Genomic DNA, 25,975 nt, shown 5'->3' with positions numbered 1-25,975 from the left:
ATCAAACATGACAACCCCAGCCGAGATCGAGGAGATGATCGCGCGCATCAAATTGCGCGAGCGCGACGCTTTGGCCGCGCTCTATGATGCGACGAGCGCGAAACTTTTCGGCATCTGCCTGCGCGTCTTGAGCAACAGAAGCGAGGCTGAGGACGTTCTTCACGAGGTCTATCTCAGGGTCTGGCAAAAGGCCGATACCTATGTCGTGACAGGACATAGTCCCATGGCCTGGCTCATCACGGTGACCCGGAACATGTCGATCGACCGTCTGCGAAAGCGGCAACCCGAAATCGGCGGAGAGGACGCGTTGACGCGCATTCCAGACAGCAGACCGGGGCCAGAGGCCGCGGCGATCATCAGTTCAGAGCGGGCGCGGATTGATGCCTGTATGAAGGAATTGGAGCTCAAGAAAGCGGATGCCGTGAGGTCAGTCTATCTGGAAGGGGAAACCTACAAGGACCTAGCCGCGCGCCACGATGTGCCGCTCAATACAATGCGGACCTGGCTGCGACGCAGCTTGATGAAACTTAAGGACTGCCTGACCCGATGAGCATGCCTGATGAGACACATGAAGAGGACGGACTGGCGGCGGAGTACGTATTGAGGCTCCTGGACGAAACCGAACACCAGGAGTTCGAGGCGCGCATCGCGGAAGATCGTCACCTTCGGGCGCGCGTTCACGAATGGGAAAGCCGGCTTGTTCCTCTCGCGGAAGACGTTCAGGACGTCGCGCCGCCCGCGTCGGTCAAGATCCGGTTGATGGGCACGATCATGGGAACGACCACAGCGCGCCGCGCGATCCCGATCTGGACCTGGCTTGCCGGGGGGGCTGTTGCGGCGGCCGTGTTCATGTTCGTTCTGTTCGGGAATTCCTTCAGACCTTCGATCGACATGTCACCGGCGTTCCAGGCAGAGCTCGCGTCTGGGGATGGCAGTGTCGTCCTGATCGCAAGCGTCATCCCTACGACCCATGAAATCGTGATCGAGCGGCTCGAAGGTGCACCGCCACTAGGACTTGTCCACGAGTTGTGGCTGATCGCGGAAGGTGCAGAGGCACCGGTGTCGCTGGGGCTTCTTCAACCCGAGGGCGCGACACGCATCCGGGTTCCCGACGAAATCGCCGACGGCGTTCGCACCGGTACGATTGCGATCTCCGAAGAGCCGCCGGGCGGATCCACGACAGGGGCGCCGACCGGGCGGGTCGTTGCTGCAGCGCAATTCAGCGACGTCTAGGGCCACCCGAAACTTTTCTGCCCTGCTTCTCGTGACTTCAGAGGAATTCTCGGAGGACACATCATGACGCAGACATTGCGCTTAAAGAATGCCTTGGCCGCCCTGATCCTCGCGGCAACGTGCGGGCCACTTGCCGCCCATGAACTCTGGATCGACGTAAACCCATCCGATTCATCAATTGATGCCGGTTTCTCGGCCGATCTTCGCGTGGGACAGAACCTGTCTGGACCCGACCTGCCCTATCTGGACACCGCCATCAAAGCGATGACGCATGTCGGGCCAGACGAGGTCTGGGCCATCGCCGCTCGGCTTGGCGACCGCCCGGCGATTGGCAACTTGTCGGCGATGACCGCCGGTTTACATATACTGACGGTCGAGACACATCCGGCCTACATCGTTTTCGACACGATGTCGGAGTTCGAGGATTATCTTGCCTATGAAGGTCTTTCAGACGTCGCGAACTTGCATCGAGATCGCGGGTTGCCCGTGTCGAGGATCGCCGAGGAATACATCCGAAACGCCCGCGCGCTGGTTCAGGTTGGACCTGTTGATGCGGGCGACATGGATCGCGCCGCGGGCATGCCCTTTGAGATCGTGGTGATGGGAACGCCGTTTGCCGAGGGCCAACAGGATCTGCAGGTTCGTCTGACGTGGCAGGGACGGGCCGCTAACGGAGTGCAGATTGCCCTGTTCCACCTGCCATGTGGCGGGTCGGCGCCCGATGACACACTCAGGGTGATCACGCGCACCGGTTCAGATGGCGACGCCCGATTCGAGTTGAAGGGTGCGGGCAAATATCTGCTGAGCGCGGTGCGGATGGAGCCGGTTGACGGCCCCGGCAACGTTGTGTGGCAAAGCCATTGGGCCTCGCTGACCCTTGACATCAAGGACATTGAATAGTGAAAGGCCCGGCTTTCACCGGGCCCTTTCTCGTCCTTGGGCGCCCTCTTCCTAGCGGCCGGCATTCCACTGCGCAGGATTGTCTGCCGCCGGACCCTTGTCGTCGGGGCGTTCGCCCAGTGCGCCGCCGAGCGACTGGGCGCTGAACACAGTCACCGTACCAACGTCGTCGGCACCTGGCACAACGGTGTTGCCCTGATCATGGCCTTTCGCAAACGCGGCGCCCACGGTCCCAAAAAGGATGGCGGCGGAAAGTGCAGTCAGTTTCATTTTGGCTCCTCCAAATGGTTTGATGGAGAAGTCACGAATGTAGGTCGGGAAAAGTTTCAAAGAATCCTGCGGAACGTTGCAGCTCACCAGGGCTAAGGCTTCTGAATCGGGCATCATTTCCGACACGGTGTCGAGTTCAATGGGGACGCACTAATCCTTGCACACCGCTTCACGCCCCCCAAAAGCCCTCGGAGCGGCCCACAGCGGACGCTCACCAAGATGTCCGGCGCCGCGGTGAAGCTTTCACCAATCCGGCCGTTCGCTGCTAGTGCTATATTCCAGTTGTGCTCTCGGTCCTCTGTGCGGGACTTTGCTGCCGTTCGTTCTCAGCAGTCCAATATCCGCATTCACGGTTTTTAATGTTCTATGTCGCACAAGTTGTGGTCGGCCAATGATGCTAAAACGTAGCAGTCTTCGGAAACGCCTTCGCCGTCGCAGCCCTTTGATATCCGGCTGAGTTCCTTTTCAAGTGTTCTAAGACGTTTGATCTTCGCGCGTACCTCTTCAAGTTGGGACGTGGCAATGTTTGTTGCCGCCTCGCACGACCGATCCGGATGATCCTGCAGTTCGATCAACGACGAAATCGCTTCAATCGAAAACCCAAGGTCACGCGCATGACGGATGAAGCTCAGCCGCTCCAACCCAGCTTTGTCGTATCGCCGTTGGTTACCGGACGTGCGTTCTGCCTCGGCCAACAACCCCATTTCCTCATAGTACCGGATTGTCGGGACCTTGACCTTTGTACGCTTTGAAAGCTCGCCGATAGAAAGCATGAAGAAACCTCTTGTACCTCTAGTCACTAGAGACATTACACTATGAGCAAGCAAAGATGAAAGAGGATTCCCATGGCTGGTTGCTGCGGACATGATGGCAAGTTTGACGGCGTTTCAGATGATTACCAAAGGCGGCTGTGGATCGTCATTGCGCTCAACGCGACGATGTTCTTTGTCGAGATGACGGCAGGCCATCTGGCCAAGTCCCAAGCGCTGCAAGCCGACTCCCTCGATTTTGCGGGTGATGCGTTGACCTACGGCATTTCGCTTGCAGTTATCGGGGCCTCACTCCGTGCGCGAACGAATGCGGCACTGTTCAAAGGCGTCAGCCTCCTTCTGATGGGCCTTTGGGTGTTCGGGTCAACGGTCTATCGCGTCTTCTTTGCTGGCGTCCCTACGGCTGAGATCATGGGCGTTGTCGGCTTTCTTGCACTGCTCACCAATCTGGCAAGCGTATTGCTGTTGGTTCGTTACAAGGACGGTGATGCCAATGTCCGGTCGGTCTGGATGTGTTCGCGCAATGACGCGATTGGGAACGTGGCCGTGATGTTTGCAGCACTTGGTGTGTGGGGTACGGCGACCGGCTGGCCTGACCTGATCGTGGCAACCATCATGGCGGGATTGTTCCTGTCATCGGCCTTCCAGATCGCGCGCCAAGCCTTGGCGGAGCGGCGGGGAATCACCGACCATGAGCATGTGGGAGTATGATGCAGACGGTCTTGATCATCGTCGGCCTTGTAATCGCGTCAGCTACGTTTGCCGCGATGCTTTGGTCCATCGCATATCCTGAACGCCGCCTTTGGCCGCCAAGGCGCTATACCATGACCACTCCTATCCTGGTTTGGGTTCCGACATTCACCTTCTTTGGGATACGGATCGCCCTCGGATTGATTGAACGGGGAAGCCTGCCAATCCCGACTTGGCTGCGGTTTGGCGTGGGCTTGCCCCTGATTGTTGCCGGGAACGTAGTTGTCTGGTCAGAAGCCGCAAGGTTTGGTTTTGCCCAGACTGGCGGTGCAAAAGGATCGCTTCGCACAAGCGGTATGTACCGCTATTCCCGGAATCCACAGTACGTGGCGGATATCGCAATGATTGTCGGATGGACCGTGCTTTGTGCGTCGCCCGGAGCAGCTCTGATCGGTTTTGCCGGAATAGCCGTTCTAATCGCCGCGCCTTTTGCCGAGGAACCATGGCTCGAAAAACAATACGGTTCCGCATTCGAGGACTACAGTGCAACGGTTCGACGGTTCCTGTAAGCAAACGACCAAGTGCTAAAGCAGACCTTCGCTATGTTGCGGTATCTTGGTAGCTCTGGGCTCAAAATCGCCATCCGATGCATCGCAGCTCAAGGTTCCACGACCGCCCTTGGACTTCGTCTACCCTCTGGCCATCGCCAGCCCAAACAAGACATTAGTTCGCCAACTAAAACGGATGGAACCGCATGCGGGCCGGGCGGGAACCGGAAATTCGCTGCTGGTGCAAGGACACTCCGTCCGCCCTCAAGAAGCAGACGTTCAGTAGGGAAGCCGTCACCTGCCTAGACGGAACAAATAGCGGAAAGCTGTCTGTCCGCGGTCCGCCCCGGATCCTGCAGCACTACCCGGACGCACAAATTCTTGCGCAACTCATCAAAAGCTCTGCTCTCAAGTCGTTGGAGCGCCATTAGCGAGTTGCTTGGTGCAAAGAAAAATCGCGAGCTTCCCAACCTTAGAATACACTTTTAAATTGCAGATCTTCCCATTAGGCATTGCCGTAGGAGGGCGCATTGCCGACAGCTGAATTTATTTCCGTAGACGAGACAATCGAACTGCTCGACGGTCCACTGAGCTGCTTTTCCGAAGGCTTCTCTGCTGGGCTCTACGCGCTATGGTTGGGATCCGGCATTTCGCGAGAGCGCGTAGTTGGCTTGGACGGAGTGCTGGCCAAGCTGCTCGAGAATTTACGCCTCCGCATCACGGGTACTGATTGCGCGCACCATCGCGCCTTCAAGGATATAGTTGGTCTTGCCAACCTATCTGACGAGGAGATGGCCCACATCGACCTCAATCAGCCGGTTTCGTCCTGGCCAATCCACGACGTGCTTATTGACCGGCTCTGGAATAAATACTCGAAGGTTCTGGGCATCGAGGTTCAGGGCCAGTCTTTCGACTACCTTCTCTGGGACGTACTTGATTTCCCTACGACGTTTTCTGTGCAGAAAGCGGATGCCGAGCATCTTGCGATCGCAATGCTGGTTCTCGAAGGAATAGTGTCGGATCTCGCGACTGCTAATTGGGACGGCCTACTGGAGGCGGCAATGGTAGAGCTCGGTCGGCCGAACGAAACATTTCGCGTCGCGGTTACAGGGGGCGACCTGCACGGACCACCAGGGATTGGGACATTGTACAAGTTCCATGGTTGCGCGAAGCGAGCAATCGAGAATGAGGTCGAGTACCGGCCATTGCTCGTGGCGAGGGAGGCAGCTATTACGCATTGGGCGCAGAACCAGCGCTTCACGCAGATGCGGGAACAGCTCAGGGCACTCATTGCTCGTTCACGAACACTTATGATCGGGCTGTCTGGGCAGGACACGAACATCCAGCAGCTATTCGGGGCCAATGGATGGGTGTGGAATTCCGTCCCAGTGCCGCTCGTATTTGCGGCTCAGGATCTCTCCGACGGTCAAAAGTCTATCCTCGAGGGTGCATATCAAGGCGATTATGAGGCAAACCGAGAGAAGATACGGGCGGATGCCACCTTGCCCGCCTTTGGAAAGCAACTGCTACTAGCACTTCTTCTGACCATATTGTTCGGTAAACTTGCCGCGCTCGCGGGCCTCCTGACGTCGCCAGCCGTTGGTGTTGCGGGCAAGCAGAGCCTCGTTGAGGGGCTGAAGTCGCTTCAGCGTGCCGCGGCGCAAGCCGGAAACGCCAACCGATATGAGTGCGCCCAGATTATTGCCGGGTTAATTGGCAGGGTCTCCGAGCAATTTCTTGGAGGCCCGGGCAGCGCTGGCCGCCGCCCCTATATACCGCTGAGTTCGCAGCCAGCGCATTTGATGCAGCAAGATCCGGCGATCGGTTTCTCCGGTCGAGCAGAAGCCGCTGCCGCACTCGGGCTGATCGGACTGGGCCTTGCCGCCAACAGATGGTCCGTCGCGGTCGACGATCCAGAGCAGCCGACGAGCGGGGCGCTTCGACTGGTCGCCTCCGCGGCCGAAGCCCGAGTGTTCCTCGCCGCCGATGACGAAAATATCAACCTGCTCGTGGCCTCTGGGGCATTCGATGAGGAAGATGCCGATGTTGTCGTGATGTGCTCGCGTAAGGTAACGCCCAGGCAGCAACGAAGCCCCTCTGCTTCATGGCGGACAGGCAAGGCGACTGCGCGCTATATTAGTATACGCGAATTGGTCGACGACTCAGCGACATTCGACGAGGTTCAGATTAGGTTTAACAATGAGGTCGGGTTATGACGAAAGCGGAAACACTCGATCTCTATGGTGGTGTGGGCGACCGGCGTGAGGGCTCAGCGCCGTTCGACGAAGTCCAGATTAGGTTCAATTCTAAGGTCAGATTATGACGACAGCCGAAACCGTCTGCAAAATTCTGACGCAGGAGGGTGACTATCGCCCCCTCGAAAAGCCGATCAAGATTGGTTCCCAAGAGTTCGAATTCACTTATGGGCTGGTGGCCGGAGAACGGGCCAACGACCTTGTCATCGTGATCGAACTCACGGGTGCGTCAGACAGTGTACAAATAACGCGCTCGGTCCTAGCCTTTACCCGTGCGCTGGATGTGCTGGGCTCGAGGCGATCGGTAACCGCAGTTCTCACATCGGGTCAGGCGAACACCGACCTTGTTAACTCAATCAGTCGTGTTTGCCGAGTGCTGCCGGTCGGCTCGCCGAGCGGGCCGCTGGCCGAAGAATTGGTGCGGGACTGGCTGGCCGTTTTGCTGCCGCTGAAGAGTCCTCCGCCGGTCGAACATCTGGCGGACTGGAAGACCAGCCTCGAGAAGCGATTTGAGGATACCAATTACATGCACTCTGTAGGCCGTATCATCCAACTCGCCGAGGAGGGCAGGGAGTCGGTTGAAGCGGCACTTGCCGTCGAGATATCGACGCTTGCTGACGAGGCGCTCGAGGACGGGGCTGCATAGTGATGAGCCCGCGCCTAAAGTCGCTCTCGATCCAAAATTTCCGCTCCCTGCGTGGATCGGTGGTCATTCCCCTCGACGCGCAAGTGGTACTCGTTCACGGGACCAACGGAATGGGCAAAACCAGCTTGATGTCGGCCATCGAGCTCGGCCTTACCGGCTCCATCGCCCACCTCGATGACCAATCAAAGTACCATGACTTCCTCACCCATATTGAAACGGCGGGTGGTTCGATTCAGCTGGCCATCGAAGGGATGAATAGGCGTTCGACCGAGTCCGGAGAGGTCAGATTCGGTCCGGGTTCCTTCGACGCGAGGCCGGCACTCAATGCCGCTGACGCTACCTTCTTTTCAGAGCGGTGCTACCTGCCTCAGGCCCTGCTGGGTCGCCTGCTGGACATCTACGATCAAAAGAAAACCACGAATTCGCGGCTGACTGAGTTCGTGAAGGAATTGCTGCGGCTTGAGGCGCTCGACGCTTTAGCGGACGGCCTCGACCATGCGTTCAACGTTACCCGCATCCGTAAGCTTGTCCCGGTCTACAAGCAGCTCGAAGAGGCTGGCGGGCTTCTCAAGAAACAGCTTGAGCGCGAACGGGAAAGCGTAAAGGCCGCCGAGCAGGCGATAACTCAGCGCCTCTCCCGCCTCAACGACTTGCTCGCCGTATTGGACCCTGCCGCTGTACCAGTCGAAATTGATTTCGACGTCGCCGCGCTTCGGGCAACGGTCGGAGACCGGAACACAGACCAGGCCGAACTTATCAGTGTCACTGAGCAACGCTCGGAAGTGAACTCGTTACTTAGCCGTCTGGAAAAGACCTCGGCAGGAAGTCCCGACGCAGAGATAGCGGCGCTGGAGCGCGATGCCGCCGACATTAGATCGCAGTACGAGAAGTGGCTGAACGGTCAGGGAGAGCAGATCACTCAGGCGCTCAATGCCCTCAGAGAGTTCCATTCGGAGTTGTCGCCACTCGATAGCGGCAACATCGAGGATCAGATCCGCGATGCGCTTCGCTGGTGCATCGATGAGACCGATCGCTGCAACCGTTTGCTGGACCAGCACGGCACCGCTAGCCAGCAACTGACTGCAGCGAAAACGGCAATCCAGAGGGCAACGACCCGCATTAGTGAGATCAACCAAGCGCTCGAAGCAGGCGCTAGGGATGCGCGAAACTTGGCCGCTGCACTTGCGGGCATTACGCCGTATGTCGACGGGGATATGTGCCCGGTCTGCAACCGCGACTACGCGGAGGTTGAAAGCGGCTCCCTGACAGCGCAAATCGCGGCCACGATAGCGAAACTCACGTCGGAGGCAGGACGCCTGCAGGCACTCTCGACAGAGCGCGCGTCTGAGAGCGAGCGGTTGACGACGGCCCGGCGGGACGAGGCGACTGCAGAGCGGCTGGTACTGCAGCCCGACGAGCTCGTTGAGCTGCGTCGACGCCAGTCCGCCATAGTGTCGATCAGGTCTAGGCTTGAAACGCTACAGGGAGACGCCGCTTACGGGCAGAGCCTCTTCGTTCGCCTAAACAATGCTCGGCGGAGCTTTGAGGCCACGAGGCGAGCAAGGCTGCAATCGGAGTCCTTGCTTCCGGAAATCAATGCCGCAGTGGAACGGGCAACGGGGCAGCCGACGACGAACTTCTCGGGCCTGCGCGAGGCACTTGAGGCGGCTATCGGAGCGATCTCGGACCGTCTCGGAATCGTCCAAACGGCTCTTTCATCGCGCGTCGCCGTCGAGTCCGAACTCGAACAGTATTCCCGCGAGGCCCAGTTGCTCTCGGACCGCGTGGCTCGAACTACCGAACTCGAAGTGCGCCTTGCGACAATGGAGGGGGCCTTTTCGTCTATTGGTGAGGTCCGGAAGCGGGCGAAGACCATCGCGACCGCGGCATCCCTGATCCGTTCCGAGATCGTACGCGACGTCTTCAGCGGGTCACTGAACAAGGTCTGGCGCGACCTGTTCGTACGGCTGGCTCCGAACGAACAGTTTGTTCCGCAGTTCCGGCTCCCCGATCAGGGGGATGGAAAGGTAGAGGCAGTGCTCGAAACCTTTCATCGGTCGGGGCAGGCCGCTGGTCCACCGGGAGCCATGCTCAGCCAAGGTAACCTGAACACCGCTGCCTTGACCCTGTTCCTCGCGCTGAACCTGTCGGTGCCGTCGCAGTTACCCTGGCTGGTGCTCGATGACCCCGTGCAGTCGATGGATGACGTTCATATCGCCCAGTTCGCCGCCTTGTTGCGGACTTTCTCTAAGGGCCTTGGCAAGCAGGTTGTGGTCGCGGTGCATGAACGTGCGCTGTTTGACTACCTAACGCTTGAACTGAGCCCGGCCTTTCCTGGTGACAGCCTGCTCACCGTGGAGATCAGTCGAAATTTTGCTGGTGACGCGGTGGCGGATCCCCAATTTTATGTGTTCGAGGACGATAAGGTAGTAGCTGCCTGAAACCAAAAGCATCAGGTCATGGCAGCCTTGCCAGAGCGATTGTACATTACGCCGTTACCAGTGTTATTAAGCGGAATTTCATCATTGCGTTACATGCAGTCACGGGGTTGCGCGGCAGCGCCGTATGGTTCGGCGAGCTTGTCCGTAGTGAATCGGAGCTTTTGTCCCAACCTCAGCCCCTAACCGGCGAATTTCTGCGCTAGGATTGAACGACTGCTTCCGGGAACGCTGGGAGGCGGCATCGGCATCCCGAAGAGTGACGGCTTTGGGCCGGACGCGTCAATCTTGTGTCGTGACTACTGATGCAATGGTGGCTTCGTATCAGACCTTCTCAAACCACGGGTAGCGAGCTTCTGGCACCACTAGTTCTAAATCGTCTTCAATGTCCTCGTTGAGATCAACTGCCCATGTTCGATGATGCCCCATGGCCGCGCACCAAGCTGCAACGATCGCGTCCCCCTAATGATCTGCGTCTGTGGTGGTCACCGCGCCTTCGTAGACCTCGCGGATCGCATTCTCGCCGGATACGCGGAGCAACAGCTTGGGGAGGCTTTCGTAGACGGGCATTCCAAGCCGCCTGGCCACAATCGCACCTTTCAGGGTCATGGAGCTGTATAAGGAGTTCTAAGCAGCAACAGAATTGCCGTCATATTTTCGTCGTAGCGCATCATCACAGTCCCGTCCTCCCTTTGGTGCCCAAGCCAAGAAGGTATCTATGCCAAGTGCAACCGCTGTCTTTGCATAGACCTCAAGCCAAGACAGCGCCTCAGCAGCATCGCGAACAGTAGCTTTGGCCACGACCTCAGGTGCGTCAGAAATTTCTCGAATGGCCGCTACGCCGTTCCTTCCCTTTCCACCGGGGTCGTAACCAAGGAACAGCGTCATGCCTTAGCCTTATCATATCTTTTTTTGAAATGTTCCCATCATCCGCCACCTTCCCGCGAGCGAAGTTGCTGCACAAGGGGATCAACGGCAAGTTCCATCCGCTGCGCCGCAGTTTATTTCTTGTCATGGGAAGGCAGCGATGAGTCGCCATAGGAGTTCATGTGAGAGCAGGCCAGACTGCCAAGGCCTAAGCGAGCCCTCCTAAGTCGACAGCGCTTCCTAGCACCCCCCCAAGCACAGATACTGCGTTCTGGTAACACTCAGGATTTTCCTGCGCCGTAGGTAATTTGCAACGTGCGTACTGACATACTTGCGGAATTCTTCTGGATGCGCAGGACAATTTGCAGCAGATTCACGTGCTAAGTTGTCAATGAGCGATTAAGACTGACCCGGTTTGAGCGTTCAAATTTGACCCACCCATTGTGGCGCAAAGCCCCTAGGCGGGCCGCCTTCATATAGCGAGTCTGTCTGGCGGCTTTGCTTGCGGGGCGTTGCGTTTACTTTGGGTGAAGCGGTAGGTCGTGTTGCCTGTTTCGATAATGGCACAATGATGGGTGACGCGATCCAGAAGCGCGGTTGTCATCTTGGCATCGCCGACTTCCAGGGGCTTGTCGACGATGATCACGATCGGAGCCCAGACGAGCTGACGGTCACTGTAGGCGGCGCTCAGGCGTTCGACCATTGGACGGATCTCTCCAATGCACTCCGCGATGCGTCGCGTCCTCTGGCTCGTTTCCATCGGCTCGTCGCAAAACCAGAAGGTGTGTGCCATCATGTCGAAGGGCGGGACATCGGCACGTTTCAACACCTCGCCATGCTCATCAATAATGAACCGGACGGCCCGGTCCTGATAGAGAAACGCCAACCTCCAGCGGCCCTCGCCCACGCGGGTCTCGGACTGGGATGCGATCCTGTTCGCTCGCATGCCCTGCCGAACTGCGGCTTCGCTCAGACCGAAGTTACTCGCCAGCAAGTCGGCAGATACGACGAAGTCGCTTCCGTTCCGTTCAATCGTCGTCACCTGGCGCCTTCCAGTAGTCGTTGGCCGCCGCGACCGTAGCAAAATGCGTGGCCACGACCTGGCTCGATGAGATCAGGGCATTGGCGTCCTCGGCATAGATCGGGCGTAGCTTGTCGCGCACATCGGCATCGGGCTGCGTCATCTTCACTGCGACGCGCGCCATTTTGACCGCAAGGTCATAGCCTTCCTGAGGGGTTGCTGTCTTCAGAGTGGGGAGCCAGTCAGTCATCGCGTTTTCCTTTCTCATCTTCGGTTTCCGTTTGGCCAATGACCCGCCATGCGTTGCCTTCGAGATCGTCGAACTGTTGGTGACGCATGGCCCAGATGAATGCTCCAAGGCCAGTCAATCCCATGCCGATGGAAACGGGTATCAGCACCAGCAGGGCCGTCATGCCGGCCCTCCGCCGATCGCGCGCCAAGCGTGCCACGTTCCATGGCCGAGCACGGGGAAGACGAGGACGAGGGCCAGCAGTCCCGTAGCGGCCGCCAGCGCCATACCTGCAGTGATGATCGCACCCCACGCAAGACAGGGCGCGAGGTTGCGCGTGGTCATCGCGAGACTAAGACCCATGGCCGTCAGGGCATCGCGGCGTTCGATCATCAGCATCGGAACCGAGAACAGGCTGAGCGCAAAGGCGAAGGAAGCGAACAGCCCGCCGACCAAGCTGCCAACGACGAGAAGCCCCCAGCCAGGGGCTGTCGTTAGAACATTTGCGAGCGCCTCGCCGGCGAGCGGACGGGGCGCAAGGCCGAAGTACAACGCGTAGAGCAGAGCTGCCGTGCGCAGCCAGAAAAGGACGAGAAGCCCCAGCAGCAGGCCTGCATAGGCCAGCTGCGCACCGGCCGCCGGGCGCGCCAACAGCGTCTGCAACAGCGTCGCGCGGCCGCCCTCTTCTCGCTGCCGGCTCTGTTCGTAGATGCCGATGGCCAGGAAAGGCCCGACGATCAGGAACCCCGAGGCCGCGGGCAGCGCCAAGTACAGCAGTCCGGTGCTCCAGAGCACTCCCAGCACGCCGTAGGAGATCATGACGAGGAGCGCGCCGTAGACCAACCCCGGCGCCGGTGCTGCGCGCAGGTCTCGCCATCCGGCGGCCAGCCAGTCGAGGGCCGCGCGGGCCGGCAGGCCTCGTGTCATAGTAGAAGCGGGAGGCTGCGGCGGACGGAGTGTTGGAAGCGGTTCGAGCACTGGCGGACCTCCTAGCAGACGCGTTTCGCGGGTGTGGCGGCGCGATCAACCGCGACGCAGGCCGGCTGCGAGCGAAAGGCGACCGATAGCAGTTGGCCGTTGGCGCCGACGACGATCGTCACGGCCAACAGGGCGGCGAGCACGGCAAGCCGTTTTTGCGCGGTCGCGGTCATGGATCGCCTTCCTCCGCGTCGATGCCAAACCCTGACACATAGACTGCCAGAAGGTTGATCTGGGCGTCGGTCAGTCGATCGGACCAGTGTGGCATGACGCCCTGGCGCCCGTTCCGAAGCGTGTCCATCACGCTTGCTTCGCTCTGGCCGTAGATCACCGCATTGTCGGTCAGAGAAGGTGCACCGCTCATCAACCCGCCGCCACCGCCATCTCCATGGCATACGACGCAATTTTCATCGAAAAGGACGGCGGCCGGACTCTCGTGGTCGGCCTGCCCACTTGGGAGCTCCGCGACATACTCGGCCAGCGCGCGGCGATCGGATCGCGCCATCCAGTCGAAGGCTGGCATCTGGGCCCACCTTGTGTCCGGATGGGTGGCATTGATGCCGACCTGAAGCGTCTCGACGGTCGTTTCGGGGTCTCCGCCCCAGAGCCAGTGATCGTCCGCCAAAACCGGAAAGCCGGGACCGCCCAGGCCCGCGGCACCATGGCAGGCCGCGCAATTGTCCTGGAAGAGCCGGTCGGCGGCGGGACGTACGCGCGCCATCAGGACCTCGTCCGCCGTGATCTGGCCGAAGTCCGGATCTTCGAATTGTGCAAGCCACTCGCCTCGGCGGGAATCGATCAGGTCTAGGCGCTCCACCGCCATCTCGCCCTGATCGAGCCCGAGGAGCCCGCGCGTGTAGCCGCGCCCGAGCGGCCAGGCGGGCAGCAGCACCCAGGCGATAACCGAATAGGCGACCGTAATCGCGAGAGCGATCAATGCCACTTTCGGGAAGGGTGTATTCAATTCCCGTATCCCGCTCCAGTCGTGGCCGGTCGTGTCGTAGCCGGTAACCGGATCAACCTCGCGGCTGCCGGTATGCGGATCGACGCCCGGCAAAGCCTTCGGATCTATCGTCATCGCCGCTCCTCCGCGCTATCGAAGGTCAGAATCGACCGAGCGATGCGCTGTTGTTCCGCTCGCCGCCGGGGATTGTAGGCGCGGATGAACACGATCAGGAGGAACCCGCCCATCCAGATCGGCCCGAATATCTTGGCAAAGAGCACCAGGGATTCGTGGATCATTGCGCGTCCTCTGCGAGCAGGTCGGCGACGGCATCGGTCAGCGTGCCGAGCGACTGCAGATAGGCGACGAGCGCATCCATTTCAGTCAGGCGCGAGGGATCCCCGTCGAAGGACCGCACGGCGATGTCCTCGCCGTACCGCTCCTGCAGGCCGCCGACCCCGACTCCGTCTGGCCGGGCCTGCGCCCGTGTATCGGCGAGGGCATTCTCGATCATCGCCTCGTCGTAGGGCACACCGAGGCGGGCCAGTGTCGCGAGATTCCCTTCGAGAAGATCGGTGTCAAGCGGCCGCATCAGCCAGGGATAGGCGGGCATGATCGATACCGGGACCACGCTGCGCGGGTCGATCAGATGCGCGACATGCCAGGCGTCGGAATATTTCTCGCCGAGGCGGGCCAGGTCCGGCCCGGTGCGCTTAGACCCCCAGAGCATCGGGTGTTCGTACGCGCTATCCGCCGCAAGCGAATAGGGGCCGTATCGGTCGATCTCGTCGGCGAGGCTGCGCACCATCTGGCTGTGGCAGGCGTAGCAGCCTTCGCGGATATAGATCTCGCGCCCGGCAAGCTCCAGCGGCGTGTGCGGGCGCAGGTCGTCGGGGATGTCCACCGTCTGTTCGATGGTAAAGAGTGGCACGATCTCAACGATGCCGCCGACTGAAGCTACGGCGATGATCGCGCCGACGAGGCCCAAGGAGATCTTTTCGAGGTTGTAGTGCAGCTTCAGCATGTGATCACTCCGCCGGTTGGGCCAAGAGTGGCCGGTCAGTGGCGTCCACCGTGTTCCCGGCCGCCCGCATGGTGGCCCGGCAATTGAGCGCGCAGAGAATGGCGCCGGCGAGAAACAGTGCCCCGCCTAGAGTGCGCGCGGCGTAATAGGGGAGCATCGCCTCGACGGATTCGATGAAGCTGTAGGACAGCGCACCATTCTCGTCGTAAGCTCGCCACATCAGGCCTTGCGTTATCCCCGCGTTCCAGAGCGCAACGACGTAAACGAGCGTCCCTACGACGGCGAGCCAGAAGTGCCACTCCACCGCGGCGGGCCAAGCCATGTGTTCGCGGTTGGACAGTTTCGGTACCAGCGTATAGATCGCGCCGAAGACGATCATCGCCACCCAGCCCAGTGTGCCGGAATGGACGTGTCCGACCGTCCAGTCCGTGTAGTGCGACAGCGAATTGACCGGCCGGATGGCGAGGAACGAGCCCTCGAACGTGGACAGGCCGTAGAACACGGCGGCCACGAACATGAAACGCAGTGTGGCGTCGTCGCGCACCTTATGCCAGGCGCCGTTCAGCGTGGCGATCGCGTTACCCGCCGAGGCCCAGCTTGGCACCAGCAGCATGACCGAGAAGGTCATCCCCAGCGTCTGCACCCAATGGGGCAGCGCGGTATAGTGCAGGTGGTGCGAGCCCGCCCACATGTAGAAGAACACGATGCCCCAGAAGCTGAGAATGGACAGCCGGTAGGACCAGATCGGCCGCCCCGCGCGTACCGGCAGGAAATAGTAGAGCATTCCGAGGAACCCGGCCGTCAGGAAGAACGCCACGGCGTTGTGGCCATACCACCACTGGATCATCGCGTCCTGCACGCCGGCCCAAACCGGGAAACTCTCGGCCGCGGTCCAGCTGACCGGCAAGGCGAGATTGTTGACGATGTGCAGCATCGCGACAACCAGGATGAAGGCCATGTAGTACCAATTTGCGACGTAGATATGTGGCTCAGCCCGACGCGCGAGGGTCCGATTGTAGAGCAGGAAATACGTCACCCAGACGATCGTCAGCCAAATGTCGGCGTACCATTCGGGCTCGGCATATTCCTTGGATTGCGTGGACCCCATCAGATAGCCGCTCGCGGCCCAGAGACAGAACAGGTTGTATCCGATCAGCACGAACCACGGGCTGACCGCATCAGCGAGACGCGCCCGCGAGGTACGTTGCAGGACCCAGAACGAGGTCGCGATCAGGGCGTTTCCGCCAAAACCAAAGATCACACCGGAAGTGTGCACCGGACGCAGCCGGCCGAAACTTGTCGTGGGCCAGGGCGGCGTCGCATCGGGCCAATACATCAGCGCAGCCAGCCAGACGCCGACGCCCATGCCGATCACAGCCCAGATCAGCGTCATAACGATCCCGAAACGGGTCGGCGCGTCGTAGTATCGGGTCAGCCGCCCCTCTCCCTGTTCGGGGTGATCGTAAAGCGCCCCGCCGATGGCGAAGACGAGCAACAAGCCCAGGATCAGTGCCATGGCGCCATGCACGGCCATTGGACCCGATCTGGCGGCCGCCGCCATCGCCAGGCCGAGCATGGCCAGCGCTACCGACAGGCAGAGCCCGATGCGTCTTTCTCGGAGTGTGAGGGTTTCAATCATGTCTGTCTCTCGTCTCGTAGGTCCAGGCCGCGCGGGCGGGATTCAGGGCGATGGCGGCAAGCGTGGATCCGTCGAGATCCGCGAGAAACGCAGCTTCGGCGGAGCGAAGCCGTGCCTTCAGGCGGCACTGTCCATCAATCGAACAATCGCCTCCGTCGGCCGCGAAGCACTCGACGAGCGGCTGACCCTCCTCCAGCAACCGAACGATTGCTCCGAGGCGGAGCTCGCTCGCCGGCTTTGCGAGCACGGCGCCACCGCCGCCACCGCGCCGCGTCTCGATCAATCCGCCCCGGGACAGCCGCTGCATGATTTTCGCGAGGTGATTGCGCGACAGGCCAAACTCATCGGCCAGTTCGGCGGAGGAATAGGCGCGCTCGGGCTCGCCGGCCATGCGCATCAGCATGCGCAGACCGTAGTCGGTGAAGGAGGTGAGGCGCATCTGCGTTGATCTCCACTTTGAATAGGTATTTACAATACCGATTACCAGACGTAGAATGTTTTGCAAGTGCGAAATACCGGAGCAATCGATGACACCCCAAAACGATCGGCCACAAGTCGCATCGGCCAGACCCGAACTGACCGCGGCGATCACGGCCGAAACAGGCCTCGACGAGCAGGTGCTGCGCTCACTCGTAGAGCGCTTCTACGACAAGGTGCGCCGGGACGCGGACCTCGGCCCGATCTTCGAGGCCCGAATCTCCGACTGGACGCCGCACCTGGACCGCATGGTGGCCTTCTGGTCATCCGTCGCGCTGATGACGGGGCGCTATCACGGTCGGCCAGTGCCGGCTCATGCCCGGCTGCCGGTCGATGCGGCGCATTTCGAGCGCTGGCTTGGTCTGTTTCGCGCGGCGGCGCGGGAAACCTGCACGCCTTCGGGTGCTTCGCACGTGATCGAGCGTGCCGAACGCATCGCCCGCTCGCTGCATATGGCGGTTGAGGATGCGAAAGCCGCCCCGGACGATGTTCCCAACCTGTGCTGAAGGGAGAAGAGTACGATGACCGAAGCAGCCCCCATTCACGACACCGCCGCGCTGACCCGCTACATTGAAGTGCGCTATCACGCCCGACATCGCTCGCACCTGCCAGCCTTGGTCAAATTGGCCGAAATGGTCGAAGACTGTCCATGAGCGATTAAGACTGACCCGGTTTCAGCGTTTGAATTTGACTCACCCTTTGTGGCGCAAAGCCCCCAGGCGGGCCGCCCTCATATAGCGAGTCCGTCTGGAGGCTTTGCTTGCGGGGCGTTTACTTTTTACTGCGCTGTTTACTTTGGGTGAAGCGGTAGGACGTGTTGCCTGAATCGATTATGGCACATTGATGGGTGCCGCGATCCAGAAGAGCGGTTGTCATCTTGGCATCGCCGAAGACCGAGACCCACTCTCCAAACTCCAGATTGGTGGTGATTATGACACTGGTCTTCTCATAGTGTTTGCTGATCAGATGAAGCAGCAATGCGCCGCCGGACTTGGGGAACGGGATGTAGCCCAGTTCGTCGATGGTGACGCAGTCCAGGGCTGAGAGATGCCGGATGTTTTTCCCGGCATTGCCTTCGGCCCGTTCCTTGATCAGGGCGTTGATCAGATCGACGGCATTGAAGAAGTGCGCCTTCTTGCCGGTGTTGATCAGCGTGGTTCCGAGAGCGATGGCGATGTGGGTTTTGCCGGTTCCTGTTCCGCCCACCAGGATGAGATTGTGTGCCTCCTCGGTGAACTGGCACGTGCAGAACGGTTCGATCTGGGTCCGGGTGAAGGTGGCCGCGCCGTAATCGAAGGTGGCAAAGTCCTTGTGGTGGGGGGCACTTCGCGATGCACATTTGATACTGGATGGAGCGCACCCGGCGTTCTACGGTCTCGGCGTCGATCAGTTGCTTTATCTCTGTGGTCAGATTTGGTGGCTTGTGTGTGGACAGCAAATCATGGGCGCAAGCTGCCACTCCATGCAGGCGAAGGGCGGTCAGTTGGTCGATGAGGGAGTTCATTCGGCGGCCTCCTCAGCCGAGCAAAGCGCCTCATAGCGTTTGCAACTGGCTTCGGGCGGCAGGATCAGTTGCGGATAAGCGTAGGTTTCGCTGAGCGGTGTGATGAACGGTTCTACCAACTGATTGATCAGGTTGAAGATGCCATGAAGGCGCATGGAGTTTTGCGCCACGGCCAGCTCGCACGCCGTTTGAACCACCTAGATCCCGTGACCCTAGGCGAGCAGAAGCAGGTCGGCGAACTCCCGGTTTCCACCTTTGCGAGCCATGCAATGTTCTCCGATCCGGTGCATGGCATCGGGCAATTACCAGCCTATGAAGTGCGCTCCGTCACGCAGGGCACCCGACTTGCGGTCCAGCAGGGGAAAGTAGTGCCAGGGTTCAAATTAGCTGATGTTGCGGGTGAAGCGGCGCTTATGCTCGGCGATGACCCCTTTAGCAGATACCAGCACGATCCGACCAGCATAGGCACGTAGCGACACATGTTGCCCCGCAAACCGGCACGTCACACTGCAACGATTGCTGGCATATTGAACCAGGCAAGTGGAGCGGACACGAACGGTCTTCTCCACGTAGCCGTCAAAGGCGCGGCCCAAGATGCGTAGCTCGGCGCGTTCGTCTTCGAACACTTCGGAAATCGTGCGATCTGATTGCTCAGGATGGGAACGCTCTGCCAGATCTTCACAGCGCAGGCGCAACCAATCGTTCAGCGCATCGAGATCATCGACGATAGAGTCTCAAGAATGACATGAGTACGACAGGCGGATTTGACACTGCATCTCAAGGCAGTTCCGGAGATCGGGAGTCTGGGGGCACTTGCTGCGGTCGGTGTAGGCGTGATTCTCCCATATTGGGTGCTGCCATCATTCTACTTGGAAACGAACGGAAGGTCCTTGAGTTGCGCCGCGCCTTTGCTCAACATCTTCGGGTGATTGAACGGGTCCGCGGGTTGACGCGGGACCTCGATAAGTGGCTTACGGGACGGAGGGAAACAGTGCATCCGGCTGGGAAGAAGACGCGTCGAACGAGCCGCGCAAGTGCATCCGAGTGCGCTTTGCAAGCAGTTCGTCAGGACATATTCGAGCTTGGCGCCTGTGGAAATATTGAAACTTAGGGTGCAAAAATGCTCCAAAATGCCAGATTCCGGAGATTCTGATTTATTGGGCAACAGTGACAACAACCCTGCGCCACCGTGATGAACAAAAGTATCAGACTCGGAAACGAACAGCTTGATCAGAGGATCGCCGCACAAAAGCAGGCACTTCCAATTGGGTGGGGTTTGGTGCTGATATTGCAGACATGAAATGGGCGGATCGTTGCAACCAAACGATCCGCCCCAAGGCACAGCCGGTTGGTATGGGGACACGGCTGTTGAGTCTGCCTGTTCCTCTTCTAGAGGCATAAACCGGCGGCAATTATCCTCAAATGTGGGGTATTTGCGAAACTGAGAAGCAATATTTGGCCGGCCAGAGCGGCGGTATCAGCCGATCCTATGCTTTTGTTTCCTTGAAACCCACCGATGAATCAGCAATCGATGGGATCGACCTTTAACCTGCAAGGAAGGTGAACTCTCTTCACAATTTCATAACTTTAACCACTCAAGATAGCAACGCCGCTTTACCCCCGATTGGGGGGTTGCGATCAGATATCCACTTGTTACCTGCTAAGGCATAGGTTGGGGAAATCTTAAATCCGGAAGTGCGCTGCCCTATCGGGGTAGTCAAGTGGTGTATTAGCACTCCGGTAATCCTGTGTTCCCTATCCAGTATCCCAATATCGACGTTCAAATGCTGTCTTTCGGACACGCATCGTCCAACAAATGACTGCTCAAATGCTACAAAAAGAAAAACCAGAACTCGTTAAACAACCCGACGACATTTCCGGCCTGATTTATGGCACATCAGTAAATGCAGATTCGTGGCATCAGTTGATGGAGGCCATCGGTCAGGCGGTCTTGTTGAGCTCAGAGGAAGATCTGGAGTACGCAAGTTCCGAAGAAGCATCGAAGATCGAAAATATCCTGCGCCATTTCAATCAGGCATGTGCTATTGCCGACAAGATGCTTGCATATCAGGAAACGAACCAGTTTCTGGAGCAAAGCTTGGCCCATCTTGCCTTTGGCCTCGCCTTTTTTGACGACGAGGGAGAGCTGATCTGGGCGAATACCGAGATGTTGCGTTTGGCATCCGTAGGGGCCGCGGGCGGGGCAGTGACCGGAATGGAACTGGTATCTCTAACCGAAGTTGAGACCCGTTCGGCCAAGTCTTGGGTGCGTGGATCAAAAAACCTGGAAGTCCCAATTCACTTGAGGCTTGATCGGTCGGACACGCGCTCTGAGCTTCTGTTGCTCCCACGCCAGCAAATCGAAAAATACGGTTTCTCTGTCAGAGCAGCAGCTGCCCTGATCAACGTAGATGTCTCCAGATCTGATGCGGTCGCGCTATTCGCGCAAAAGTACGGCCTCACTCGGCGCGAGAAAGATCTCGTCTCGGAAATGCTGAGCGGCCATGACATGCGCATGGTTGCCTCCAATATGGGGGTTACGTATGAAACCGCACGGAGCTACGCGAAGAAGGTATTCGAAAAAACCGGCTGCACCAGTCAGGCGCAATTGAACTCCCGCATCATCGATGGTCCGGCGTCGATCTTGCGTGCCCGAACAGGCCAGAACAATAATACCGACCTTCGGCGGATGTTTACGATGCCATCCGGGAGGCAAGTTGAATGTTTTGTTCTCGGGCCGAAAAACGGGAGTCCTGTTCTCGTTCTGCAATCGAATTTTGATCTATTTTTTAACGTTCTGGACAATACTGACGAGATTGCAGGGTATCTTGAGACTCAAAACATCAGGGTTTTTCTACCTCAGTGGCCCGGGACCTATCGTTCGGACTATGCCACCGACTCCTTTGCCTGCTGGGACTATTGCCTGGATATAGTGGAAATTGCGTCACAACTCGGGTTTAAGTCCTTTGCGGTCTACGCCAAGGCCTACTCCACCAACTGTGCGCTGTCTTTGGCCTATCGGTTTCCAGAGCGGATCGACAAGTTGGTCTTGGCCTCCGCCTATAACTCCAACATGGGGGCCGAGAACTTAAGGAACACAGAGTTCTTTTTCAGATTGACGAACCTATTGGCAACGAAGTGGCCGGCGATGGGGCGGTCAGTTCTTAAACTTATGTGGCGTCAGGCAGCGCAGGACCCATCCAAACTGGCACGCATTCTGGCGCGATCTGCGACCTGTCAGGCCGACCGGGAAATACTGTTAGATCCAAACGTTGTCAGAACGGAACATTCGCTGATTCAACGTCGTCAGGCCCAAGGGTTCAAGGGCCAAATCCAGCGATCGATGAACCGCTTCACCCTACGGGCTTTTCCTTTGGGTGGCATCAAAACTCCGGTAGAAATCTACAACTGCGATACCGAAATGGTAACCCCTTTGGTCGGAGCGCAGATGCTGGCGGAAGAGTTGCCCAATTGCAATCTGCATGTTCTGCACAATGAAGGGCACTATCACTACTATCGAAACTGGCCTTGGATGCTGGCGCGCGCAGCGGGCAGAGACATGCCCATACGTGGGCTCTTGGCGAAGGGCAGCACTCTCTTGTTGGAGAAAGAATCAACCAAAGGCCGGCGGTCGAACCGTCAGTAGCCTAGAGCGGCGCCGGGACGGGAAGCTCATTTCTTGATGGGTCTGACCCAAGATGGCGCAATCATTGGTTGTTAAAAGTCCGATAACAAACAGGAATACCTGCCTCACCCCCCCCAGTTGTGGGTTTTCGCCAGGATGGCGGCAGCATATTCCAAACGATGTGGGGGCTTCAATTTTCGACAAATTGTCGATGTTTGGAGTCAATGTTTGTTGCAAATTCTGTTTTCGATTGCTGATGGAGCCGCCGCGCTTCGTCGCCGACCATATGGTTCAAGGAGTTCGCTGCGAACTCTAGCTGCCTGTCTGTGGGATCTGTTGTGCCATTTTCCGCCCGAGCCTTTCAAAGGTTTTCGGAAAGCTGGATTTTTGCGCCTTGAACACCGCTTGGGCTACGCCAACGGTTGGTTCTGTCGTCGGAGCATTGCAGCACGCATTTTCTCACCGTTCGAAACTGGGGTGCTGTAAATGTCGTTTATGTCCGAACAGGACGCTTTGGTCGGATTGGGTGCTCCAATCCACGGCGAAGCTCCATGGCCCTTGCGCCGGCGGAAGCTGGCTAAAGTGCCCGACTCTTTCTTCCCTTCCAAACCCATCCAATGTGATCTGAAAGGATTCCAGAAATGACCACTTATACTGGGACAAGCGGCAACGACGTGATCATTGATGGCGCAACCGGAAACCATGTCGCGTATGGCGGCGCTGGCAACGACACAATTCAGTTCTACGGTGGCAATCACTCGATCTTTGGCGGGGACGGAAATGACACCCTTACTGGGGGGAGTGGAAATGACTATATAGTCGGTGGAAACAATATCGACTACATTTATGGTGGCGCCGGCGACGACACCATCTATGGCGGTAGTGGCGACGATATCTATGCCGGTGACGGCAACGACATCATGATCGCCGATGCATATTCGCTCCAGCCGGATACGACGCGGACAACAGGCGTCCGCTTCATTGGTGGCGATACTGGCAACGGTGACTATGACACACTCGATCTGCGTTCATATGTTGCCTATCGGCCCTTCGGATCAGTCACTGCCTCGGTCGATGCGGATGGCAATTCGACATCGAGCGTTATCGAGGTGCTCGACCAGAATGGAAACTGGATCCGGTTGACCTATGTGGAAATCGAAAACCTGCTTCTGCCCCCCCTCTATGTGGCACCTGACGGCACTGTGGAAGGCACCTCGGGTGCGGACCTTATTGATATTAACTATACCGGTGACCCTGAAGGCGATGTCGTCGACGGCGCAGATGGTCTGAACGACCGTATATACGCATATGGCGGCAACGACCGCGTCTATGCAGGGTCAGGCAGCGACTACGTAGATGGTGGCGCAGGTAACGACACGCTGGACGGCGGAATTGGCAGCGACACGATTTATGGCGGGACAGGGAACGATACGATCTATGGCGGGTCCGGCACCTATAGCGATAAATTGTACGGCGGCGCTGGCAACGACCTGATTTATGGCGGCGCCGGTCATGACACGATCACAGGGAGCAACGGCAACGACACCCTGTATGGGGATGCCGGGAATGATCTGATTTATGGCGGGTCCGGCGATGTCATCTATGGCGGCGACGATTCAGACACAATCGATATCAGCGCGAATACCCCTGACGGATTTGGGTCACTCACCAGCACAATCACCGTCGATGGTGGAACCGCTGGCACGACCGACAATGATACCCTGGACCTAACCGCCTTCATTTCGTACAGAAATCTGGTGCAAACCACTGATGCGGACGGGGATTCAACATCCGGCTCTGTCCAAGTCCAGAGCTCGAGTGGCTGGACCACTATCAATTTCACCGAGATCGAAAACCTGCTTTTGCCGCCGCCCTATTCGACCCTGAACGGAACCGTTTCGGGCACGACAGGCAACGACTTTATCAATACGTCCTATACAGGCGACCCCCAGGGCGACAAAGTCGACAACAACGACGCAATTCTTTCCGGGCACAGCGGCAATGACGACTTGATCGACGCAGGCGCAGGGAACGACACGATCAGCGCCGGCGCGGGCAATGATACCGTCTATGGTGGTACTGGCAACGATACGCTGATGGCTTCGGCCGGAAATGACACCTTCTATGGCGGCAATGATTCGGACCGTCTGGTTCTTGTCGACGGCATGTTCAACGGAGAGGTATTCTTTGGCGGTGAGGGCGGCAACGATCTTGACATTATCGACACCCCCTATTCGTCTACCACAGATAAGACCGTGGTCCTGTCTGGCAGCGGTCAGGGCACCATCTCGGATTCGACCGGAACCGCTACTTTTTATCAGGTCGAAGCGATCTACACGAGCTTTGGAAGCGACTACATTGATGCCTCCGCTGACCTGACGGGGATGGACCTGAGTGCTGGCGGCGGAAATGACACCGTCATTGGCGGTTCTGGAAATGACTGGCTCATTGGGGATATGGGCAACGACACCCTTTACGGCGGGGCGGGTGACGACGGGATTGAAGGCGGTGCGGGTAACGATTCTATTTATGCTGGAACGGGGAACGACACTGTCTATGGCGGCGATCTCAACGACCTGATCTATGGCGGCGATGGCGATGACCGCATTTTCGGGGGCGCTGACTCGGACATCATCTACGGTGGCGCTGGGAACGACACGATCTATACCTACACCCTCTCTGGTGCGGATCAATCGGCCGATAGCGTCGATGGTGGTGCAGGCAATGACACCATCATTGGCAATTTCGGGGACGATACCATCGCTGGTGGCGATGGAAACGACGAAATTTTTGGCGGTGATGGCAACGATGACCTCTCGGGCGGTTTAGGCACGGACACAATAAGCGGCGATACCGGCAATGACACCTTGCATTTCGCCCAAGGCGACACTGCTGATGGTGGGGATGGTGACGACCTCTTCACACTCGAAAATCTCGGGGAAACCGGGAATGGCACCATCACGGTAACCGGCGGTAATCTTGGCGAAACCGCAGGTGGCGGCGATACGTTGCAATTGGGGGATCTTGCTGATCTTTCGACTCTTAATATCACCGACACAACCGTGAATGGAAGCGGCAACACCAGCTATACCGGCACAGTTACACTGGATGACGGAACCACACTCAACTTCTCGCAAATCGAGAATATCGTCTGTTTTGCACGTGGTACCTATATTAAGACAATCGAAGGCGAGGTTCGGATCGAGGATCTTCGACCCGGTATGCGGGTCCTGACTGTCGATCGTGGTTTCCAGACCCTGCGTTGGGTCGGCTCATCTACGGTACTGGCTGTCGGAAAACTCGCCCCGATCCGCTTCGAAACCGGTGTTTTGGGCAACGATCGGCCGATCTTCGTTTCACCCCAACATCGCATGTTCATGTGTGGTTGGGCTGCTGAATTGATCGCCGGTGAAGCCGAAGTGTTGGTCCCTGCAGTTCATCTCGTGAACGGCACCACGATCACTAGACAAGAAGGAGGAGAGATCGAATATTTTCACATGTTGTTCGATCAGCACGAGCTGGTCTTCTCCAATGGATGCATTTCGGAAAGCTTCCACCCAGGTGAACAGGGCTGGTCGGCCCTGTGTGAAGCAGCACGTGCAGAAATCCTGACGCTCTTTCCGGATTTGGAGCAAACGGTTTTTGCATCTTATGGCAGCTCGGCACGCTACTCAGTGTGCAAGACCGAGGCATATTGCCTTTCCCAATCACTGGCCGCCGATGAACAGCAAAAGAAAACAAGCGCACCATCTTACGCGGCCTAGTCTGAGGTTCCCTTAGATTTGTAGACGCCTTCCCTCTAATTTTGAAGCAAGGGGGCCGACATGCGGAAAAGCAATTATGGCAACGAGTTCAAGCGAGATGCGGTGCATCAGATCACAGTTCAGGGGTATCCGGTTCGGGAGGCTTCTCGGCGGT

At 58.3% G+C, this 25,975-nt stretch carries 28 protein-coding genes and 2 pseudogenes; 13 read left to right on the top strand and 17 right to left on the bottom strand.

What is annotated here, in order from left to right; all coding sequences use genetic code 11:
• The first annotated feature begins 7 nt into the window (after positions 1–7).
• The 3 genes from EU803_RS15350 (at position 8) to EU803_RS15340 (ending at position 2,133) form a co-directional block, all read left to right on the top strand.
• Positions 8–550, top strand: a complete 543-nt coding sequence (locus EU803_RS15350) for a sigma-70 family RNA polymerase sigma factor (RefSeq protein WP_129684423.1) — start codon at positions 8–10, stop codon at positions 548–550.
• Complete coding sequence (locus EU803_RS15345; RefSeq protein WP_129684421.1) at positions 547–1,233, top strand: anti-sigma factor; 687 nt, start codon at positions 547–549, stop codon at positions 1,231–1,233. The genes EU803_RS15350 and EU803_RS15345 overlap by 4 nt, the downstream gene beginning before the upstream one ends.
• Before the next feature lie 63 nt (positions 1,234–1,296).
• Positions 1,297–2,133: a DUF4198 domain-containing protein gene (locus tag EU803_RS15340; protein WP_129684419.1), complete on the top strand. Its 837-nt coding sequence runs from the start codon at positions 1,297–1,299 to the stop codon at positions 2,131–2,133.
• 51 nt (positions 2,134–2,184) lie between these two features.
• Here the strand turns inward: EU803_RS15340 and EU803_RS15335 are convergent, their stop codons facing one another.
• Both EU803_RS15335 and EU803_RS15330 read right to left on the bottom strand, forming a co-directional pair.
• On the bottom strand, positions 2,185–2,529 hold the full coding sequence (locus tag EU803_RS15335; RefSeq protein WP_207209216.1) for a hypothetical protein: 345 nt from the start codon (positions 2,527–2,529) through the stop codon (positions 2,185–2,187).
• Positions 2,530–2,759: 230 nt separating this feature from the next.
• Positions 2,760–3,176: a helix-turn-helix domain-containing protein gene (locus EU803_RS15330; protein ID WP_129684415.1), complete on the bottom strand. Its 417-nt coding sequence runs from the start codon at positions 3,174–3,176 to the stop codon at positions 2,760–2,762.
• 72 nt (positions 3,177–3,248) lie between these two features.
• Between EU803_RS15330 and EU803_RS15325 the strand changes: the two genes are divergently transcribed.
• The 5 genes from EU803_RS15325 (at position 3,249) to EU803_RS15305 (ending at position 9,753) form a co-directional block, all read left to right on the top strand.
• A complete protein-coding gene (locus EU803_RS15325; RefSeq protein ID WP_129684413.1) occupies positions 3,249–3,884 on the top strand; it encodes a cation diffusion facilitator family transporter in 636 nt (211 codons plus the stop codon).
• 113 nt (positions 3,885–3,997) lie between these two features.
• Complete coding sequence (locus tag EU803_RS15320) at positions 3,998–4,432, top strand: PEMT/PEM2 methyltransferase family protein (protein ID WP_165352865.1); 435 nt, start codon at positions 3,998–4,000, stop codon at positions 4,430–4,432.
• Between the two features lie 509 nt (positions 4,433–4,941).
• On the top strand, positions 4,942–6,627 hold the full coding sequence (locus tag EU803_RS15315; RefSeq protein ID WP_129684409.1) for an SIR2 family protein: 1,686 nt from the start codon (positions 4,942–4,944) through the stop codon (positions 6,625–6,627).
• A gap of 103 nt (positions 6,628–6,730) precedes the next feature.
• Entirely contained in the window at positions 6,731–7,312 is a 582-nt protein-coding gene (locus tag EU803_RS15310; protein WP_129684407.1) for a hypothetical protein, read from the top strand.
• A 2-nt stretch (positions 7,313–7,314) separates the two neighbouring features.
• A complete protein-coding gene (locus tag EU803_RS15305) occupies positions 7,315–9,753 on the top strand; it encodes an AAA family ATPase (protein WP_129684405.1) in 2,439 nt (812 codons plus the stop codon).
• A gap of 459 nt (positions 9,754–10,212) precedes the next feature.
• Here EU803_RS15305 and EU803_RS18640 read toward each other — a convergent pair whose 3' ends face one another.
• From EU803_RS18640 to EU803_RS15255, 13 genes and pseudogenes are all read right to left on the bottom strand, one after another.
• Positions 10,213–10,359, bottom strand: a complete 147-nt coding sequence (locus tag EU803_RS18640) for a hypothetical protein (RefSeq protein ID WP_165352864.1) — start codon at positions 10,357–10,359, stop codon at positions 10,213–10,215.
• 18 nt (positions 10,360–10,377) lie between these two features.
• The gene (locus EU803_RS15300) at positions 10,378–10,638 is read right to left on the bottom strand and encodes a DUF429 domain-containing protein (RefSeq protein ID WP_129684403.1); all 261 of its coding nucleotides are present in this window, start codon (positions 10,636–10,638) and stop codon (positions 10,378–10,380) included.
• A gap of 451 nt (positions 10,639–11,089) precedes the next feature.
• Positions 11,090–11,233, bottom strand: a pseudogene (locus EU803_RS18740) (ATP-binding protein); the annotation flags it as partial.
• A 252-nt stretch (positions 11,234–11,485) separates the two neighbouring features.
• Positions 11,486–11,659: pseudogene (locus EU803_RS18820) on the bottom strand (DUF6522 family protein); the annotation flags it as partial.
• Positions 11,646–11,888, bottom strand: coding sequence for a hexameric tyrosine-coordinated heme protein (locus EU803_RS15290; RefSeq protein WP_129684401.1), 243 nt, complete (start codon positions 11,886–11,888; stop codon positions 11,646–11,648). The pseudogene EU803_RS18820 and the gene EU803_RS15290, both read right to left, overlap by 14 nt.
• A complete protein-coding gene (gene ccoS / locus EU803_RS15285) occupies positions 11,881–12,051 on the bottom strand; it encodes a cbb3-type cytochrome oxidase assembly protein CcoS (protein ID WP_129684399.1) in 171 nt (56 codons plus the stop codon). Before ccoS ends, EU803_RS15290 begins: the two co-directional genes overlap by 8 nt.
• Positions 12,048–12,794 (bottom strand): DUF2189 domain-containing protein, encoded by a 747-nt coding sequence (locus EU803_RS15280; protein ID WP_129684397.1) that lies wholly within the window; start codon positions 12,792–12,794, stop codon positions 12,048–12,050. Before EU803_RS15280 ends, ccoS begins: the two co-directional genes overlap by 4 nt.
• Positions 12,795–12,856: 62 nt before the next feature.
• Entirely contained in the window at positions 12,857–13,018 is a 162-nt protein-coding gene (locus EU803_RS18635) for a hypothetical protein (protein ID WP_165352863.1), read from the bottom strand.
• Positions 13,015–13,923: a cytochrome-c oxidase, cbb3-type subunit III gene (gene ccoP, locus EU803_RS15275; protein ID WP_129684395.1), complete on the bottom strand. Its 909-nt coding sequence runs from the start codon at positions 13,921–13,923 to the stop codon at positions 13,015–13,017. Before ccoP ends, EU803_RS18635 begins: the two co-directional genes overlap by 4 nt.
• Entirely contained in the window at positions 13,920–14,087 is a 168-nt protein-coding gene (locus EU803_RS15270; protein ID WP_129684393.1) for a CcoQ/FixQ family Cbb3-type cytochrome c oxidase assembly chaperone, read from the bottom strand. Before EU803_RS15270 ends, ccoP begins: the two co-directional genes overlap by 4 nt.
• Positions 14,084–14,812, bottom strand: a complete 729-nt coding sequence (gene ccoO, locus EU803_RS15265; protein WP_129684391.1) for a cytochrome-c oxidase, cbb3-type subunit II — start codon at positions 14,810–14,812, stop codon at positions 14,084–14,086. The genes EU803_RS15270 and ccoO overlap by 4 nt, the downstream gene beginning before the upstream one ends.
• Positions 14,813–14,816: 4 nt before the next feature.
• The gene (ccoN, locus tag EU803_RS15260) at positions 14,817–16,310 is read right to left on the bottom strand and encodes a cytochrome-c oxidase, cbb3-type subunit I (RefSeq protein ID WP_242494389.1); all 1,494 of its coding nucleotides are present in this window, start codon (positions 16,308–16,310) and stop codon (positions 14,817–14,819) included.
• 133 nt (positions 16,311–16,443) lie between these two features.
• Positions 16,444–16,890 carry an Rrf2 family transcriptional regulator gene (locus EU803_RS15255; protein WP_129684387.1) on the bottom strand — a complete coding sequence of 149 codons (447 nt, stop codon included), beginning with the start codon at positions 16,888–16,890 and terminating at the stop codon, positions 16,444–16,446.
• An 88-nt stretch (positions 16,891–16,978) separates the two neighbouring features.
• On the opposite strand from EU803_RS15255, the gene EU803_RS15250 reads away from it, so the two are divergent.
• Together EU803_RS15250 and EU803_RS18885 are read left to right on the top strand one after the other, a co-directional pair.
• On the top strand, positions 16,979–17,434 hold the full coding sequence (locus tag EU803_RS15250; protein ID WP_165352862.1) for a group III truncated hemoglobin: 456 nt from the start codon (positions 16,979–16,981) through the stop codon (positions 17,432–17,434).
• Between the two features lie 15 nt (positions 17,435–17,449).
• A complete protein-coding gene (locus EU803_RS18885; protein ID WP_277985711.1) occupies positions 17,450–17,581 on the top strand; it encodes a hypothetical protein in 132 nt (43 codons plus the stop codon).
• A gap of 118 nt (positions 17,582–17,699) precedes the next feature.
• Here EU803_RS18885 and EU803_RS15245 read toward each other — a convergent pair whose 3' ends face one another.
• Positions 17,700–18,272 (bottom strand): ATP-binding protein, encoded by a 573-nt coding sequence (locus EU803_RS15245; protein WP_207209225.1) that lies wholly within the window; start codon positions 18,270–18,272, stop codon positions 17,700–17,702.
• Positions 18,273–18,428: 156 nt separating this feature from the next.
• Positions 18,429–18,587 (bottom strand): hypothetical protein, encoded by a 159-nt coding sequence (locus EU803_RS18630; protein WP_165352861.1) that lies wholly within the window; start codon positions 18,585–18,587, stop codon positions 18,429–18,431.
• Between EU803_RS18630 and EU803_RS18625 the strand changes: the two genes are divergently transcribed.
• The 3 genes from EU803_RS18625 (at position 18,576) to EU803_RS15230 (ending at position 25,821) form a co-directional block, all read left to right on the top strand.
• Positions 18,576–18,905 carry a hypothetical protein gene (locus tag EU803_RS18625; protein WP_165352860.1) on the top strand — a complete coding sequence of 110 codons (330 nt, stop codon included), beginning with the start codon at positions 18,576–18,578 and terminating at the stop codon, positions 18,903–18,905. The two genes, EU803_RS18630 and EU803_RS18625, sit on opposite strands and share 12 nt — an antisense overlap.
• Before the next feature lie 1,355 nt (positions 18,906–20,260).
• Positions 20,261–22,078 carry an alpha/beta hydrolase gene (locus EU803_RS15235; RefSeq protein WP_165352859.1) on the top strand — a complete coding sequence of 606 codons (1,818 nt, stop codon included), beginning with the start codon at positions 20,261–20,263 and terminating at the stop codon, positions 22,076–22,078.
• Positions 22,079–22,698: 620 nt separating this feature from the next.
• Positions 22,699–25,821, top strand: coding sequence for a Hint domain-containing protein (locus tag EU803_RS15230; protein ID WP_129684379.1), 3,123 nt, complete (start codon positions 22,699–22,701; stop codon positions 25,819–25,821).
• The last annotated feature ends 154 nt before the right edge of the window (positions 25,822–25,975 follow it).

The organism is Loktanella sp. IMCC34160 (assembly GCF_004145845.1).
Lineage (GTDB): Bacteria > Pseudomonadota > Alphaproteobacteria > Rhodobacterales > Rhodobacteraceae > SELP01.
The sequence above is the reverse complement of the archived record's forward strand: the minus strand, read 5'-3'. Positions and strand labels throughout refer to the sequence as shown.